13 protein-coding genes and 1 tRNA gene are annotated in these 15,148 nt (G+C 70.8%); 3 read left to right on the top strand and 11 right to left on the bottom strand.

Annotation, left to right across the window (positions count from 1 at the left end):
- The 5 genes from rho to argS all read right to left on the bottom strand — a co-directional run bounded on the left by rho (position 1) and on the right by argS (position 7,854).
- Positions 1-2,349, bottom strand: a complete 2,349-nt coding sequence (gene rho / locus DTO57_RS12260) for a transcription termination factor Rho (RefSeq protein WP_229730600.1) — start codon at positions 2,347-2,349, stop codon at positions 1-3.
- Positions 2,350-2,505: 156 nt separating this feature from the next.
- On the bottom strand, positions 2,506-3,450 hold the full coding sequence (gene thrB / locus DTO57_RS12255) for a homoserine kinase (protein ID WP_114118517.1): 945 nt from the start codon (positions 3,448-3,450) through the stop codon (positions 2,506-2,508).
- Complete coding sequence (locus tag DTO57_RS12250) at positions 3,447-4,736, bottom strand: homoserine dehydrogenase (protein ID WP_114118516.1); 1,290 nt, start codon at positions 4,734-4,736, stop codon at positions 3,447-3,449. The genes thrB and DTO57_RS12250 overlap by 4 nt, the downstream gene beginning before the upstream one ends.
- Before the next feature lie 26 nt (positions 4,737-4,762).
- Complete coding sequence (gene lysA / locus DTO57_RS12245) at positions 4,763-6,166, bottom strand: diaminopimelate decarboxylase (RefSeq protein ID WP_114118515.1); 1,404 nt, start codon at positions 6,164-6,166, stop codon at positions 4,763-4,765.
- 38 nt (positions 6,167-6,204) lie between these two features.
- Complete coding sequence (argS, locus tag DTO57_RS12240) at positions 6,205-7,854, bottom strand: arginine--tRNA ligase (protein WP_114118514.1); 1,650 nt, start codon at positions 7,852-7,854, stop codon at positions 6,205-6,207.
- Positions 7,855-7,963: 109 nt separating this feature from the next.
- Here argS and DTO57_RS12235 point away from each other — a divergent pair, with 109 nt between their 5' ends.
- Positions 7,964-8,716 (top strand): SGNH/GDSL hydrolase family protein, encoded by a 753-nt coding sequence (locus tag DTO57_RS12235; protein WP_114118513.1) that lies wholly within the window; start codon positions 7,964-7,966, stop codon positions 8,714-8,716.
- A 6-nt stretch (positions 8,717-8,722) separates the two neighbouring features.
- Here DTO57_RS12235 and DTO57_RS12230 read toward each other — a convergent pair whose 3' ends face one another.
- The 6 genes from DTO57_RS12230 to DTO57_RS12205 all read right to left on the bottom strand — a co-directional run bounded on the left by DTO57_RS12230 (position 8,723) and on the right by DTO57_RS12205 (position 12,228).
- Positions 8,723-9,073, bottom strand: coding sequence for a cupin domain-containing protein (locus DTO57_RS12230; RefSeq protein ID WP_114118512.1), 351 nt, complete (start codon positions 9,071-9,073; stop codon positions 8,723-8,725).
- A 62-nt stretch (positions 9,074-9,135) separates the two neighbouring features.
- A tRNA-Arg gene (locus DTO57_RS12225) sits at positions 9,136-9,208 on the bottom strand.
- Between the two features lie 69 nt (positions 9,209-9,277).
- Entirely contained in the window at positions 9,278-9,910 is a 633-nt protein-coding gene (locus DTO57_RS12220) for a YcnI family copper-binding membrane protein (RefSeq protein WP_114118511.1), read from the bottom strand.
- A 59-nt stretch (positions 9,911-9,969) separates the two neighbouring features.
- Positions 9,970-10,608 (bottom strand): hypothetical protein, encoded by a 639-nt coding sequence (locus DTO57_RS12215; protein WP_114118510.1) that lies wholly within the window; start codon positions 10,606-10,608, stop codon positions 9,970-9,972.
- Positions 10,609-10,638: 30 nt separating this feature from the next.
- Positions 10,639-11,361 carry a tRNA (guanosine(46)-N7)-methyltransferase TrmB gene (gene trmB, locus DTO57_RS12210; RefSeq protein ID WP_114118509.1) on the bottom strand — a complete coding sequence of 241 codons (723 nt, stop codon included), beginning with the start codon at positions 11,359-11,361 and terminating at the stop codon, positions 10,639-10,641.
- Between the two features lie 27 nt (positions 11,362-11,388).
- A complete protein-coding gene (locus DTO57_RS12205; RefSeq protein ID WP_114118508.1) occupies positions 11,389-12,228 on the bottom strand; it encodes a DUF3097 family protein in 840 nt (279 codons plus the stop codon).
- 95 nt (positions 12,229-12,323) lie between these two features.
- Here DTO57_RS12205 and DTO57_RS12200 point away from each other — a divergent pair, with 95 nt between their 5' ends.
- Both DTO57_RS12200 and DTO57_RS12195 read left to right on the top strand, forming a co-directional pair.
- Positions 12,324-14,315, top strand: coding sequence for a TPM domain-containing protein (locus tag DTO57_RS12200; protein ID WP_114118507.1), 1,992 nt, complete (start codon positions 12,324-12,326; stop codon positions 14,313-14,315).
- Between the two features lie 74 nt (positions 14,316-14,389).
- Positions 14,390-15,121 carry a PspA/IM30 family protein gene (locus DTO57_RS12195; protein ID WP_114118506.1) on the top strand — a complete coding sequence of 244 codons (732 nt, stop codon included), beginning with the start codon at positions 14,390-14,392 and terminating at the stop codon, positions 15,119-15,121.
- The last annotated feature ends 27 nt before the right edge of the window (positions 15,122-15,148 follow it).

The following is a 15,148-nucleotide window of genomic DNA, read 5'->3' as shown; positions in this document are numbered from 1 at the left end:
TCAGCGACCGTTTTCCGCCGCGACCGAGCTCTTCTGCATCTGGACGAGGAACTCGACGTTCGAGCTCGTCTCCTTGAGCTTCTCGAGGATGACGCCGAGCGCGTGCTGCTGGTCCATGCCCGCGAGGGCGCGGCGCAGCTTCCACGTGATCTTGACCTCGTCGGGGCTCAGCAGCATCTCCTCGCGACGCGTCGACGATGCGGCAACGTCGACGGCGGGGAAGATGCGCTTGTCCGCGAGCTGGCGCGAAAGGCGCAGCTCCATGTTGCCGGTGCCCTTAAACTCCTCGAAGATGACCTCGTCCATCTTGGATCCGGTCTCGACGAGCGCGGTCGCGAGGATCGTGAGGGATCCGCCGTTTTCGATGTTGCGCGCGGCACCGAAGAACTTCTTCGGCGGGTAAAGCGCGGAAGCGTCGACGCCGCCCGACATGACGCGACCCGAGGTCGGCGCCTGCAGGTTGTAGGCGCGGCCGAGGCGCGTGATCGAGTCGAGCAGTACGACGACGTCGCGACCCAGCTCGACGAGGCGCTTGGCGCGCTCGATCGCGAGCTCGGCGACCGTCGTGTGGTCTTCCGCGGGGCGGTCGAACGTCGAGGCGATGACCTCGCCGTTCACCGTGCGCTGCATGTCGGTGACCTCTTCGGGGCGCTCGTCGACGAGAACGACCATGAGGTGAGCCTCGGGGTTGTTCTGCGCGATAGCGTTCGCGATCTGCTGCAGCACGATCGTCTTACCGGCCTTCGGCGGCGCGACGATGAGGCCTCGCTGGCCCTTGCCGATCGGGGCAACGAGGTCGATGATGCGCTGCGTCGTCTTCTCGGGGGCCGTCTCGAGGCGCAGGCGCTCCTGCGGGTACAGCGGCGTCAGGTCGTTGAACTCGACGCGGCCCGCGGCGTCCTCGACCGACAGGCCGTTGACCGAGTCGACCTTGACGAGCGCGTTGTACTTCTGGCGGCTGTTCTGCTCGCCCTCGCGGGGCTGCTTGATGGATCCGACGACCGCGTCGCCCTTGCGCAGGTTGTACTTCTTGACCTGGCCGAGCGAGACGTAGACGTCCTGCTGACCGGGCAGGTAGCCCGTCGTGCGCACGAACGCGTAGTTGTCGAGAACGTCGAGGATTCCGGCGATCGGGATCAGCACGTCGTCCGCGCCGATCTCCGGCTCGAACTCGTCCTGGCCGCGGCGGCCGCGGGCGTTACGCGTGCCGCGGTTCTGCTCCTGGCGGCCGTTCTGCTGCTCGCGCTGCTGCTGGCCGCGCTGGTTACCGTTGCCGTTGCCGTTCTGCTGGCCGCGCTGGCTGCCGTTGCCGTTGCCGTTCTGCTGGCCATCGGCCTGCTCGGCGTCGCCCTCGGACGCGCCGTTCTTCTTGCGGCGGTTGCGGCTGCGGCGGTTGCGGCTGCGACCCGAACCCTCCGAGTCGTCGCCCTCGGATCCGTCGCCCTCGCCGTTCGCGGCGGCGTCGGCCTGCTCGGCCTCGCCCTGCTCGGCGTCGGCGGCGGGCTTGGTGGTGCTGTTCTTGGGGGCGCTGTCCTTGGCGGCGCTGTCCTGGGAAGCGCTGTCGTCCGACGCGGCGTCGGCCGAAGCGGCCTCATCCGAGGACGAAGACGACGAAGAAGACGCGGACGCGGCCTCAGAAGCGGCGGCCGCCTGCGTGCCCGGTGCGGACACGCGGCGCGAGCGGGTGCCGCGCGCGGGGCGCGACGGCGCCTCGGCTGCGGCCTCCTCGGCGGGCTCGGCGTCGGCCGGAGCCTCCGCGGGCACCGCCTCGGCGGCGGCGGCTGCTGCCTCAGCCTCGGCCTTGTCGGCGGCGATCTGGGCCTTGGTGCGGCGCGTGCGCGTCGTCTTCTTCGGCGCGGCGGGCGCCTCGTCCGACGACGACGATGCGGCCGAAGTGGCGGCGTCGGCGGCCGGGGCCTCCGAAGCGGCTGCGGCCTCCGCGGCGGCCTTGTCGGCCTCGATCTGAGCCTTGGTGCGACGCGTGCGCGTCGTCTTCTTCGGCGCGGCCGGCGCCTCGTCCGACGACGACGATGCAGACGAAGCGGCCTCGGCCGCGGCCTTATCGGCCTCGATCTGAGCCTTGGTGCGACGCGTGCGCGTCGTCTTCTTCGGCGTGGCGGGCGCCTCGTCCGACGAAGCCGAGGCGGCGGGCGCAGCCTCGCCGTCCGAGGTTGCCGAGCTAGCCGAGGTAGCAGCGGCATCCGTCGCCGCGGATCCGCTCGAGCTCGCACGACGCGGTGCGCGCTTACGTGCCGGACGCGTCGCCGCGTCGGCCGCCGCGATCGCGGCGTCGATCTGTTCCTGCAGGGTTGCGGCTTCGCCGCCGGTGTTCTCAGTGGTGGAATCCACGAGTGCTCCTTAAGAAAATGATGTGCTGTCAGAGCCCATGCGCACAGGAGATATTGCGACGTCGGCATGCAGATAGCAGGCCGACCATCCGGGCGTTACGCGAGAACGCATCCCGTCGGATGACCGTGCGGGGCTTCGCAGAATTGCGACGGAGGTTCAGAGTTCGTGCGACGAGGCACCCTCCGCTGATGCCTTTACTGTACCACCGAGGAAGTCGACGGCGAGCATCAGCGGCTGCCACGATCCCGACGTGTGTTCCTCGGCGACCGCGAGGGCCTCGAGGCGTCGGCCGGGGCCGTCTGCGAGCACGAGAACGCTGGGGCCCGCGCCCGAAACGACGGCGGCGAAGCCCGCGGCGCGCAGCAGGCGCACGAGCTTGTCGGTCTCGGGCATCGCGGCGGCGCGGCTGTTCTGGTGCAGGCGGTCTTCCGTCGCGGCCATCAGCAGGTCGGGGCTCTGGGTGAGCGCGGCGATCAGCAGCGCCGAGCGCGACACGTTGAAGACGGCGTCCTCGCGCGAGACCGCCGGATCCAGCACGCTGCGCGCCGTCGACGTCGACATCGTGCGGTCCGGCACGAAGACGAGCGGCGAGACACCGCGGTGCACCAGCAGCTTCTTGTGCCAGGGCGTCTCGTCGTCGGTCCACGCGATCGTCAGGCCGCCGAAGAGCGCCGGCGCGACGTTATCGGGGTGGCCCTCGATCTCGGTTGCGAGGCGCAGCAGGTCGGCGTCGCTGAACGCCGCGACGCCCTCGAGCAGGCCCTTGGCCGCGAGGAGGCCCGCGACGACGGCGGATCCGCTGGATCCGAGACCGCGCCCGTGAGGGATCCCGTTGCGCGCGCGGATCCGGATGCCGGGGGCCTTGCGGCCCACGGCCTCGTACGCGTAGCGGATCGTGCGCAGGATCAGGTTGGACTCGTCGGTCGGGATCTCGGCCGCGCCGGTGCCCTCGACCGCGATGTCGATCTCGGGGCCGTCGAGGGCCGAGACCTCCAGCTCGTCGTAGACGCTGAGGGCGAGGCCCAGCGTGTCGAAACCGGGGCCGAGGTTCGCGCTCGTCGCCGGTACGCGCACCTCGACGGTGCGCACGGCGGCGCTCACTCGCCCTCCACGCGGAGGACGGTGACGACGCCGTCGACGACGTCGCTCGCGCCGAGCTGCTCGACGGTCTCGCGCAGCGACTTCTCGAGCGCGCGGTGCGTGCCGATCACGAGGCGGGCGCCCGACTCGGTCTCGGTCTGCTCGAAGGTCGCGATCGAGACGCCGCCGCCGGCGAGGATCCCGGCGACCGTCGCGAGCACGCCCGGCTCGTCGACCACGTCGAGCGTGATCTGGTAGCGCGTGGTGATGCGGCCGATCTCGGCGATCTGGTGCACGCCGCGGGCCGATTCGCCGACCCCGCCGCCGCCGGCGACGTGGCGGCGCGCCGCCGACACGACGTCGCCGAGGATGGCGGATGCCGTCTGCACCCCGCCGGCGCCCGCGCCGTAGAACATGAGGGGGCCGGCGGCCTCGGCCTCGACGTAGACGGCGTTGTTGCCGCCGTGCACGCTCGCGAGCGGGTGGTCACGGCCGATCAGCGCTGGGTAGACGCGCACCGAGATGTCGTCGCCGCCCGGGAGGCGCTCGCACGTGGCGAGAAGCTTGATGACGTAGCCGGCCTTCTTGGCGTTGTCGATCGCCGCGGCGTCGATGCTCGTGATGCCCTCGCAGTGCACCTTCTCGAGCGGAACGTCGGTGTGGAAGGCGAGGCTCGCGAGGATCGCGGCCTTCTGCGCGGCGTCGTGGCCCTCGACGTCGGCCGTCGGGTCGGCCTCGGCGTAGCCCAGCGCCTGCGCGTCGGCGAGGACGGCGTCGAAGTCGGCGCCCTCCTTGTCCATGCGGTCGAGGATGTAGTTCGTTGTGCCGTTGACGATGCCGAAGATGCGCGTGACGATATCGCCCGCGAGCGAATCCTTCAGCGGGCGCACGATCGGGATCGCGCCGGCGACGGCGGCCTCGTAGGAGACCGACGCGCCGACCTGGTCGGCGGTGTCGAAAATCTCGGCTCCGTGCGTCGCGATGAGGGCCTTGTTACCCGTGACGACGTCGGCGCCCGACTGCAGCGCCTCGAGGATGTAGCTGCGGGCCGGTTCGATGCCGCCCATCAGCTCGATCACGATGTCGCTGCCGACGATCAGGTCGCTCGCGTCGGTCGTGAACAGCTCGCGGGGCAGCTCGACGTCGCGCTGCGCGTCGATGTTGCGCACGGCGATGCCGGCGAGCTCGAGGCGCGCACCCGCGCGCTCTTCCAATTCGTCAGCATGCTCGATGAGCAGGCGCGCGACCTGCGCGCCCACCGATCCGGCGCCCAGCAGCGCTACTCGCAGCGTACGGTGATCGATCATTCTTCTCCCTCGAAGGGTGCAGGGGGCTAGCGGTCGAGGCCCTCGGTGATTCCGGTGTCGCGTGCGAGAAGATCGTTGATCGTCTCGCCGCGCAGAATCACGCGGGCCTCGCCGTCGCGCACCGCGATGACGGCGGGGCGCGGAACGTGGTTGTAGTTGCTCGCCATGGCCGCCGAGTAGGCGCCCGTCGAGGCGACGGCGACGAGGTCGCCCGGGACGATGTCGCCCGGCAGGTATTCGTTGTCGACGACGATGTCGCCCGACTCGCAGTGCATGCCGACGACGCGCGCGAGCGCCGGGGCGGCGTCGGAGGCGCGCGACGCGATGCGCGCCGAGTACTGCGCGCCGTAAAGGGCGGGGCGCACGTTGTCGCTCATGCCGCCATCGACCGCGACGTAGAGGCGATCGGCGGATCCGTCGTCCGTCTCTACCGTCACGGGCTTCGTCGTGCCGACCTCGTACAGCGTGATGCCGGCGGATCCGATGATCGAGCGGCCGGGCTCGAACGCGAGGGCGGGCATCTCGATGCCGCGCGCCGCGCACTCGTTCGCGACGGCGTCGACGATGCCGTCGGCGAGATCCTCGATCTCGGCGGGGGTGTCGACGCGGGTGTAGGCGATGCCGAAGCCGCCGCCGAGGTTCATGAGCGGCACGGGCCCGCCCTCGAGCAGGCGCTCGTGCAGCTCGAGCACGCGCGACGCCGACTCGCGGAAGCCGCTGACGCCGAAGATCTGCGAGCCGATGTGGCAGTGCAGGCCGACGAACTCGACCGACGGGAGCTCACGGATCCGCGCGACCGCGCTCTCGGCCTCCTCGAGCGAGAATCCGAACTTCTGGTCTTCGTGCGCCGTCGCGAGGAAGTCGTGGGTGTCGGCGTGGACGCCGCTGCGCACCCGGACGAGCACGCGCTGCGAGGTGCCGAGGCGCTCGGCGATCGCGCTGATCCGCTCGATCTCGATGGGCGAGTCGACGACGATCGTGCCGAGGCCGACGTCGATGGCGCGCTCGAGCTCCGAGACGCTCTTGTTGTTGCCGTGGAAGCCGATGCGATCGGCGGGCACGCCCGCGGCGAGCGCCGTCTCGAGCTCACCGCGCGAGCAGACGTCGACGTTCAGGCCGGCCTGGATCATCCAGCGCGCGATCTCGGTCGTGAGGAACGCCTTGCCGGCGTAGTACACGCGGGCGGATCCGTCGTGCCGGGCGGCCGCCGCCTCGAACGCGCGGCGGGTGCGCTCGGCGCGCTCGCGAACGTGCTGCTCGTCGAGGACCATGATCGGCGTGCCGAAGGCCTCGACGATCTTGCTCGCCTTCATCCCCCCGACCGAGAGCTCACCCTTCTTGGTGCGCTTGATCGAGTCGGGCCACACCAGGGGGGCGAGATCGTTGGCGTCGTCGGGCTCGGTAAGCCAGGCGGGCGCGAGCGGATTCATGGGTGTGATCACATTCCTCGTCGTAGGCGTGCGGGTCGTTACATTCGCTCGGGCGCGCTCACGCCGAGCAGGGACAGGCCGTTGCGGAGCACCTGGCCGGTGGCGTCGTTCAGCCACAGGCGGGTGCCGTGCACGGGCTGGATCTCCTCGTCGCCCTTGGGGGTGACGCGGCAGTTGTCGTACCAGCGGTGGTACAGGCCCGCGAGCTCCTCGAGGTAGCGCGCGACGCGGTGCGGCTCGCGCACCTCGGCGGCGAACGCGACGATGCGCGGGAACTCCTGGAGCGCGCCGAGGAGCGCGGCCTCGGTCTCGTGCTCGAGCAGCTCGGGCGCGAAGGTGTCGCGCGTCACGCCGGCATCGGCGGCGTTGCGGCCGACGTTGTGCGTGCGGGCGTGCGCGTACTGCACGTAGAAGACGGGGTTGTCGTTCGTGCGCTTCTGCAGCAGCTCCGGATCCAGCGACAGCGGCGAGTCGGCCGGCGAGCGCTCGAGCGAGTAACGCAGGGCGTCGGTGCCGATCCAGTCGCGCAGGTCGTCGAGCTCGATGATGTTGCCGGCGCGCTTGGACAGGCGGGCGCCGTTGACGGACACGAGCTGGCCGATGAGCACCTCGATGTCCTTTTCGGGGTCGTCTCCCGCGGATCCGGCGAGCGCCTTAAGGCGGTGCACGTAGCCGTGGTGGTCGGCGCCGAGCAGGTAGATCTTGTGCTTGAAGCCGCGGTCGCCCTTGTTGAGGTAGTAGGCGGCGTCGGCGGCGAAGTAGGTGTAGATGCCGTTGCCGCGGCGGATCACGCGATCCTTGTCGTCGCCGAAGTCGGTCGTCTTGACCCACACGGCGTCGTCGGCGTCGTAGACGTGGCCCTGCTCGCGCAGGCGCTCGACGGCCTGGTCGATGAGGCTCGGGTCGCCGGCGTGCAGCTCGCGCTCCGAGAACCATACGTCGAAGTGCACGTTGAACTTCGCGAGCGACTCCTGAATGTCGGCGAGCTGGATCTCGTACGCGGCGTCGCGCACGGCGTCCTGCGGGTTCTCGGCGCCCAGGATGTCCGGGTGGGCGGCGACGACGCGCTTGCCGAGGTCGTCGACGTAGGCGCCCTTGTAACCGTCTTCGGGGGCCTCGGCGCCCGTGATGGCGGCAAGCACGCTCGCGCCGAAGCGGTCCATCTGCGCGCCGGCGTCGTTGATGTAGTACTCGCGGGCGACGTGGGCGCCGGAGGCCTCGAGGAGGCGGCCCATCGAGTCGCCGAGCGCGGCCCAGCGGGTGTGGCCGATGTGCAGCGGGCCCGTGGGGTTGCCGCTCACGAACTCGAGGTTGATGCTGTTGCCGGCCTGCGAGTCGTTGCGGCCGTACTGCTCGCCCGCCTCGACGATGGTCTTCGCGAGCGCGCCCGCGGCCGCGGCGTCGAGGCGCACGTTGATGAAGCCGGGGCCGGCGACGTCGACCGACGCGATGCCGTCGACGGATCCGAGCTCGTCGGCGATCTGCTGCGCGAGCTCGCGCGGGTTGGTTCCGAGCTTCTTCGCGAACTTCATGGCGACGTTCGTCGCCCAGTCGCCATGGTCGCGGTTCTTGGGTCGCTCGACCGTGATGTCGGCGGCGGTCGCGCCGAGCGGCTCGCCCGGGCGTCGCTGTTCTGCGACGGCGTCGAGAACGGTCAGCAGGACTGTGGCGAGGGCATCAGGGTTCATAGATCGTTAATTCTAGTGGCGACCGGCCCCGGATCCTGCACGGCACCCGATCTTGCCCGCGCGGGCGCGCGAGGCACGGGCGCGCGGTGCGACCGAATACGCTGGAGGGATGCCTCGTGTGATCCGCTCCGCGACCGCGCTCTGCGGCGTCGTGACGGTGCTGGGCGCGCTCACCGCCTGCGCGTCCACGCCCCTGTCCGACGCCGAGGCGACCGCCCGCTGGCAGGTGCCGACGACCGCGAGCCCGACCCCGACACCGGATCCGGTGCCCCTCATGCTCGTCTTCGGCGACTCGTGGACGTATGGGCTCGCGGCGACCGACGCGGCGCACGCCTACCCGCACCTCACGGGCGAGATCCTCGGCTGGGACGTGGACGCGATCGGCGAGAACGGCAGCGGCTACCTGCACCCCGGCCAGAACGGCGGCTTCTACGGCACGCGCGTCGCCGAGCTCGACCCGGATCTCGAGCCCGACATCATCGTCGTGCAGGGCTCGATCAACGACCGTGGCGAGTCGCTCTCGGCGCTCCCCCGCGCGGCGAAGGCCGTGTGGCAGGCGTTCGAGCACACCTACCCCGACGCCGATCTCGTCGTCCTCGGCCCCGCGCCGAGCGTGCTCCCGATCGAGGAAAACGTCGAGAAGATCGACGAGGCGCTCTCGCAGCTCGCGGCCGACGAGGGCCTCGACTACATCTCTCCGATCGCCGAGGGCTGGCTCACCGACGACAACATCGGCGACTACATCGACGCGTCGGCCGCCAACCACCCGTCCGACGCGGGCCACGCCTACCTCGCCGAACGCCTCGCGGCCGACCTCAGCCAGCTCGACCTGCTGAGCCCATTCGTCGCGGTCGAGGAATAGCCCGCGCTACGCGCGCCTCAGGCTCAGCCCCACCCGCGGCTTGCGCTGGTGAATCGAGAGGTAGCGCAGGCCTTCCTCCCCCGCCGTGAACGCGCGACGCGACCGCTTCGGCAGCCACACGAGCGCGCCCGGCACGAGCGCGATGTCGCCGCCCTCGGTAGCGAGGACGCCTCCGCCCTCGATCACGTGGATCAGCACGTCGAGCTCGGGCCCCGCGTGCTCGGCGATGCCGTCGCCCGCTGGCAGGTGGATCACGTTCGCGTCGAGCGTGCGCTCGCCCGGCTCGAGCCGCCAGACCGCGCCGGATCCGTCGCCCGCGCCCGCGTCGCCGACGACGACCGGAATGTTCTCTGCCATGGGACGCCCTTCCGATGAAAAAGAGGGGATGACCTGACGGCCATCCCCTCTTCACATATCCGCGCCCCTGGAGGGAATCGAACCCCCGACCTTTGGTACCGGAAACCAGCGCTCTATCCCCTGAGCTACAGAGGCGGACCACACGAGCTTATCAGCGCGCGCGGCCCGCCTCGTCCAGGAAAACTCCCGGGTGCGTCGCGCGGGTTAGCGGCGGCGCGCCGCGACGACCATGCCGAGCGACACGAGCGCGATCACGAGCGCCGCGCCGGAGGCGGCGTAGCCCGCGATCTCGAGCGCGCCGGGGCCCTCGTCGACCGCCTCGGGCTCGGCCGTCGGCGTCGCCATCGCGAGCGTCGGGGCCGGGGCCTCGAGGTCGTGCGCGTCCTGGCCCGCCTCGGCGACCTCGGACCACGACGTGGATCCGGCCTCGCACGTCTGCTCGACGGGGAAGACGAGCTCTCCCGCCGCGTCGTCGGCGAAGCCCACTAGCATCTTCACCTCGCCGCGGATGTCCGACGGCAGCGGGTCGACCGCCGTGTAGGTCACCGTCGACACGCGGCCGGCGTCACCGGCGCGCTCGACCTCGATCGTCCAGCCCGCGTCGGCGATGGGGTGCACGCCGCTCAGTCCCTCGGGGATCGAGACGGCGACCTTCGTCGTCGGCGAGCCGTCGCAGCCGTGGTTGACGCCGAAGGTGAGCGTCGTCGACTCGCCCGCGAGCGGCTCGGTCGACGGGTCCACGCTCACGTGCGCGAACGCGGCGGCGGGTGCGAGCACGAGGCCCGCGGCGAGAGCGGTGGCGGCGAGGCCCTGGGCGAGCTTGTTGTTCTTCTTCATTTTTTCTCCTGTGAATGCATGCGAAAAGCACCGGTCGGTGACCGGTCGGATGGTGTTTCTCAGGAGAAAACGGGCGGGCCGCGAAGCCCGACGGGCGGCGTCCACGACGCCACCTCGCGGATCCGCAGGCGCGCGGAGGCGAGCACCCGCGGGATCCGCCGGAGGGGTGCCGCGGGCGCGAACACGCGCGCGGCGCGGCGGATCCAGCGCGCGCCCCGCCGGATCACGCTCTCGCCGTACGCGAGGATCGCGATCGTCGTGAGCGCCGCGACGGCGTGCGCGGCGAACATGCCGGGATCCTCGACGTGCGGGGCGCCGCCGCTCAGGACGATGGCGCCGTGGTGGTGACCGCCGACGACGGAGCTGCCCTCGAGCGGGTCGCCGAGCGCCGAGAACGCGGCGTGGAACGCCAGCTGGGCCGCGATCGTCGTGAGCGCGATGCGGGCGAGCCCGCCGGTGCGCCGCGCGCGGAACCTGCGGGGCACGGGCGCGCGCAGCAGCAGGGCCGAGGGCGCGATGAGCAGCACCATCATGCCGAAGACGATCGACGGCGCGGGCGCGGGGCCGCCTCCCACCGTGTGGGAGACCGCGACGAGCATCGTCGTGACGATCGAGGCCGCGGTGCCGCGGCGCACGAAGGCCGCGCGCGCCTCACGCGCCTTGAGGTGCGCTTCCGGGCACGCCGAGGCAGGCGGCATGCCGCCTGTGCCCCGGACGCGCGTCATCGATTAGCGCGCGACGCGGCGGTAGGTGAGGTCGCGGATGTCGCGGCCCTTGTCGAGGCCCTTCTTCTCGAAGGCCGTCATGGGGCGGCCGGCGAACCGCTCGTCCCACTCGCCCTCGAAGACCCGCTCGAACTCGGGCTCGGCGTCCATGACCTCGCGCATCTGCAGCGCGTAGTCCTCCCAGTCGGTCGCGAGGCGCAACAGGCCGCCGTCGCGCAGCACGCGGCCGACGACCGCGCCGAAACCGGGGCTGATCATGCGGCGCTTGTTGTGGCGCTTCTTGTGCCACGGATCCGGGAAGAAGATGCGCACCTCGTCGGCCGAGCCCTCGGGCAGCAGCGTCTGCATGACCTCGGGGGCGTTGGCCTCGATGAGGCGGATGTTGGTCAGGCCGTTCTTCTCGGCCTCGAGCATCGTGCGGGCGAGGCCGCCGTGGTAGACCTCGACGCCCAGGAAGTTGGTGTCGGGGTTCTCGGTGGCGGCGTGCAGGATCGCGTGGCCCTGGCCGGTGCCGACCTCGATCACGAACGGCGCCGTGCGGCCGAACTCGTCGGCGGGCGCGATGCGCGCGTCGGGGTGCACGCTCGTTTCCGCGACGTCGCGCGGCACGTCGACGACGTAGGTGGGCGCGAGCTCGCGCCACGCGCGCTCCTGCGCGTCGGAGATGCGGCCGTTGCGGCGAACGAACGAGAGTGTGCCCTTGCGCTGGGTGCCGGGTTCGGTCATAGCGTCAAGCGTACGGGCGACCACTGACTATTCACCGACGGTGACGAAGTCGATGAGCTCCTCGACGCGGCCGAGGAGGGCCGGCTCGAGGTCGCGGAAGGTCGTGACGCGCGACAGGATCCGCTGCCACGCGATGCCGATGTCTTCCTTCGACTCGGCGGGCCAGCCGAGGCCCCGGCAGATGCCGGTCTTCCAATCCTGGCCGCGCGGAACCACGGGCCAGGCCGGGATGCCCATGGCCTGGGGCTTCACGCACTGCCACACGTCGACGAACGGGTGGCCCACGATCTTCAGGTGCGCGCCGTGGCGGCCCGCGAGGATCTTCCGCGCGATCCGCTCCTCCTTGGATCCGGAAACCAGGTGGTCGACGAGCACGCCATACCGGCGCTTCGCGCTCGGCGGCTCGACCTCGAGGAGGTCTTCGAGCAGGTCGAGGCCCTGCAGGAACTCGACCGCGACGCCCTCGGCCCGGAGGTCGGCGCCCCACACCTTCTCGACGAGTTCGGCGTCGTGCTTGCCCTCGACGAGGATGCGGCTCGGCAGCGCGACCTTCGCGCGGTCGTCGGCGGCGACGAAGGATCCGGAGGCCGTGCGCGTGCGGCCCTGCTGCTTCGCGAGCGCCTTCTGCAGGATGACGGGCTCGCCATCGATGAGGAAGCCCGCGCCGAGCGGGAACTGACGGCGGCGGCCCTTCCAGTCTTCGAGCTCGACGTTGCCCGCCTCGACGCGCGTAATCGCGCCGCACCAGCCGTCACCCGCGACCTCGACAACGAGGTCGATCTCGGCCGCGACCGGCTTCGATACCTTCTTGCCCGCGGCCCGCCAATTCCCGGCGAGCACATCGGATCCATACCTGTCTTCGACCATCTCCCCCAGAGTACGTGGATCCGTGACGCGCCGAACTATTCGTTTGTCGCCGCTTTTCTCTAGGATCGTTTTCACAGGCATCCGAAGGGGGACCCATGCGCAGACGGATCACACACCTACTCGCCGCGCTCGGGCTGGGATCGGTGCTGGCGCTTGCCCCGCTCGCCGCCCACGCCGAGGAGCCGCCGCGGCTGGGCGATTCGTACGTCTACGACGGCGCGGATGTCCTGAGCGACGCGGAAGAGCAGGCGGCAGACGCGCGCCTCGACGCGCTGAAAGACGAGACGGGCCTCGACCTGTGGGTCGTGTATGTGTCGAACTTCGAGTCGCCCTCCGCCTCGGGCGATTGGGCGAACGCGACGGCCGACCTCAACGGCCTCGGAAACGACCAGTACCTCCTCGCGATCTCGACCGAGGGCAGGCAGCTGTACCTCGCGAAGCCCCTGAACGGTGGGCTCGCCGAGTCGAAGCTCGTCGCGATCGAGGACGCCGCGGGCACGGCCCTCGGCGACAACGACTGGGCCGGCGCCGTCGACCTCGCGGCCGACGAGATGGCGCAGCAGGTCAAGCCGAGTTACACGATCTGGTACGTGCTCGGCGGCGTCGTCGTCGTGGCGGCCATCGTCATCGTCGCGGTCTCCGCGGCGAAGAAGGCCAAGAGGCGCCGCGGCGAGCAGGAGGCCCGCGAGACGCTCGCGGCCGAGGTCGAGAAGTTCCGCACGCAGGCCACGGGCCTGCTGCTCGAGATGGACGACTCGCTGCGCACCGCCGAGCAGGAGATGGGCTTCGCGACCGCGCAGTTCGGATCCGAGGCCGTCGGCGAGTACGAGACCGCCGTGACGAACGCCCGCCAGGCGCTCAACCGCTCGTTCACGCTGCAGCAGCAGCTCGACGACCGCACCCCCGAGACCCTCGAAGAGCAGCACGCGATGTACTCCGAGATCATCCAGCTGCTCGAGACGGCCGACGCCGACCTCGACGAAAAGGCCGAGGGCTTCGAGCAGCTGCGCGCGATCGAGAAGAACGCGCCGCAGGTGCTCGAGCAGCTCACGGCGCGGCGCGCGAGCGCCGCCGACGGCCCCGAGCGCATCACGGCAGAGATCGCCCGCCTGCGCCAGACCTACGCCGCCCCGGTGCTCGACGACGTCGACGACAACGACGACGAGGCCGCCAGCCGCCTGCAATTCGTCGACGCGCGCCTCGCCGAGGCCCGCGACCACGTCGCGCAGGGCGACTCGGGCTCGGCCGCACTCGACCTCCACGAGGCCGAGCAGGCGCTCGGGCAGGTCGACGAGCTCGTGTCGGCCGTCACGGGCCTGCAGAAGCGATTCGCCGAGGCCGAGAAGGACGCGCGGGCGACGATCGCCGACCTCGAGAACGACATCGCGCAGGCGCAGGGGCTCACCGACAACGACGGTTCGCTCACCCGCGCGATCCAGGCGACCCGCACCCACATCGAGCAGGCGCGCACGAACCTGTCCGGCAGCGAGCGCACTCCCCTGCTCGTGTTCGAGGCGCTCACGAACGCCAACACGCAGATGGACCAGATCCTCGAGAGCGCCCGCGCCGCCGAGGAGGCGCGACGCCGCGCGGCCGCGCAGCTCGACCAGACGCTACGGCAGGCGATGGGCCAGTTACAATCGGCCGAGACCCTCGTGAACACCCGCCGCGGCGCCGTCGGCGCCGAGGCCCGCATGTCGCTCAGCCAGGCCCAGGGCGAGATCAACTCGGCCATCGCTCAGCGCGAGTCCGACCCGACCGCGGCCCTCGCGGCGGCCCAGCGCGGGCTGCAATACGCGCTGAGCGCGTCGAAGAGCGCCCGCGCCGATATCGGCGCGTACGAGGCGCCCGCTTCCTATTCGCAGGGCTCCTCGTCGGGCATCGGCGAGCAGATCGTCGGCGGCATCATCGGCGGCCTGATCGGCGGCTCGCTGTCCGGCGGCTCGCGCCGCGGATCCGGTTGGGGCGGCTCGTCGCGCTCGAGCTTCGGCGGCTCGCGCGGCGGCTCATTCGGCGGCGGATCCCGCGGCCGGTCCGGCGGCGGTGGCGGATCCCGCTCGCGCTCGGGCGGCGGCCGCCGCTTCTAGGTTCGAACCCAATTCTTAACCTTCCTCCGGCATACTTCCCCCAACATCCACCGCACCCCTGAAAGGCACTCATCATGAGCAAGCAGTCCATCTTCGGTCGCATCTCGACCCTCATCCGCGCGAACGTCAACGCCCTGATCGACCAGGCCGAAGACCCGCAGAAGATGATCGACCAGCTGATCCGCGACTACACCAACAACATCGCCGAGGCCGAGTCGGCCATCGCCGAGACGATCGGTCAGCTGCGCCTTCTCGAGCGCGACACGGCCGAGGACCGCACCGCCGCGGCCGAGTGGGGCAACAAGGCCATCGCCGCCAGCCGCAAGGGTGACGAGCTTCGCGCCGCCGGCGACGCCGCCGGTGCCGACAAGTTCGACAACCTCGCCAAGGTCGCGATCCAGCGCCAGGTGCAGACCGAGAACGAGATCAAGGCCGTCGAGCCGCAGATCACGCAGCAGCAGCAGGTCGTCGACAAGCTCAAGGGCGGCCTCGACGGCATGAAGCAGAAGCTCACGCAGCTCAAGGCCAAGCAGAGCGAGCTCGCGTCGCGCGCCAAGCTCGCCGAGGCGCAGAACAAGGTGCACGACGCCGTCAAGTCGATCGACGTCATGGACCCGACGAGCGAGCTCGGTCGCTTCGAGGAGAAGGTGCGCCGCCAGGAGGCCCTCGCCGCCGGCAAGGCCGAGCTCGCCGCCTCGAGCCTCGACGCGCAGTTCGAGTCGCTCGAAGACATCGGTGAGCTGACCGAGGTCGAGGCCCGCCTCGCCGCCCTCAAGTCGGGCAACGCGGGCGCCCTCGAGGCGTAAGCGGTTCCGAAGAGGCACCGGGGGTTT

This window comes from Microbacterium sorbitolivorans (assembly GCF_003327285.1).
Classification (GTDB): domain Bacteria; phylum Actinomycetota; class Actinomycetes; order Actinomycetales; family Microbacteriaceae; genus Microbacterium; species Microbacterium sorbitolivorans.
This window is presented reverse-complemented; position numbering and strand designations above follow the sequence as displayed.

What these genes read in the sequence shown, in the direction of transcription:
- DTO57_RS12250 (WP_114118516.1), bottom strand. Translation starts at nt 4,736, where the DNA reads ATGATCGATCACCGTACGCTGCGAGTAGCGCTGCTGGGCGCCGGATCG.
- lysA (WP_114118515.1), bottom strand. Translation starts at nt 6,166, where the DNA reads ATGAATCCGCTCGCGCCCGCCTGGCTTACCGAGCCCGACGACGCCAAC.
- argS (WP_114118514.1), bottom strand. Translation starts at nt 7,854, where the DNA reads ATGAACCCTGATGCCCTCGCCACAGTCCTGCTGACCGTTCTCGACGCC.
- DTO57_RS12235 (WP_114118513.1), top strand. Translation starts at nt 7,964, where the DNA reads ATGCCTCGTGTGATCCGCTCCGCGACCGCGCTCTGCGGCGTCGTGACG.
- DTO57_RS12230 (WP_114118512.1), bottom strand. Translation starts at nt 9,073, where the DNA reads ATGGCAGAGAACATTCCGGTCGTCGTCGGCGACGCGGGCGCGGGCGAC.
- DTO57_RS12220 (WP_114118511.1), bottom strand. Translation starts at nt 9,910, where the DNA reads ATGAAGAAGAACAACAAGCTCGCCCAGGGCCTCGCCGCCACCGCTCTC.
- DTO57_RS12215 (WP_114118510.1), bottom strand. Translation starts at nt 10,608, where the DNA reads ATGCCGCCTGCCTCGGCGTGCCCGGAAGCGCACCTCAAGGCGCGTGAG.
- trmB (WP_114118509.1), bottom strand. Translation starts at nt 11,361, where the DNA reads ATGACCGAACCCGGCACCCAGCGCAAGGGCACACTCTCGTTCGTTCGC.
- DTO57_RS12205 (WP_114118508.1), bottom strand. Translation starts at nt 12,228, where the DNA reads ATGGTCGAAGACAGGTATGGATCCGATGTGCTCGCCGGGAATTGGCGG.
- DTO57_RS12200 (WP_114118507.1), top strand. Translation starts at nt 12,324, where the DNA reads ATGCGCAGACGGATCACACACCTACTCGCCGCGCTCGGGCTGGGATCG.
- DTO57_RS12195 (WP_114118506.1), top strand. Translation starts at nt 14,390, where the DNA reads ATGAGCAAGCAGTCCATCTTCGGTCGCATCTCGACCCTCATCCGCGCG.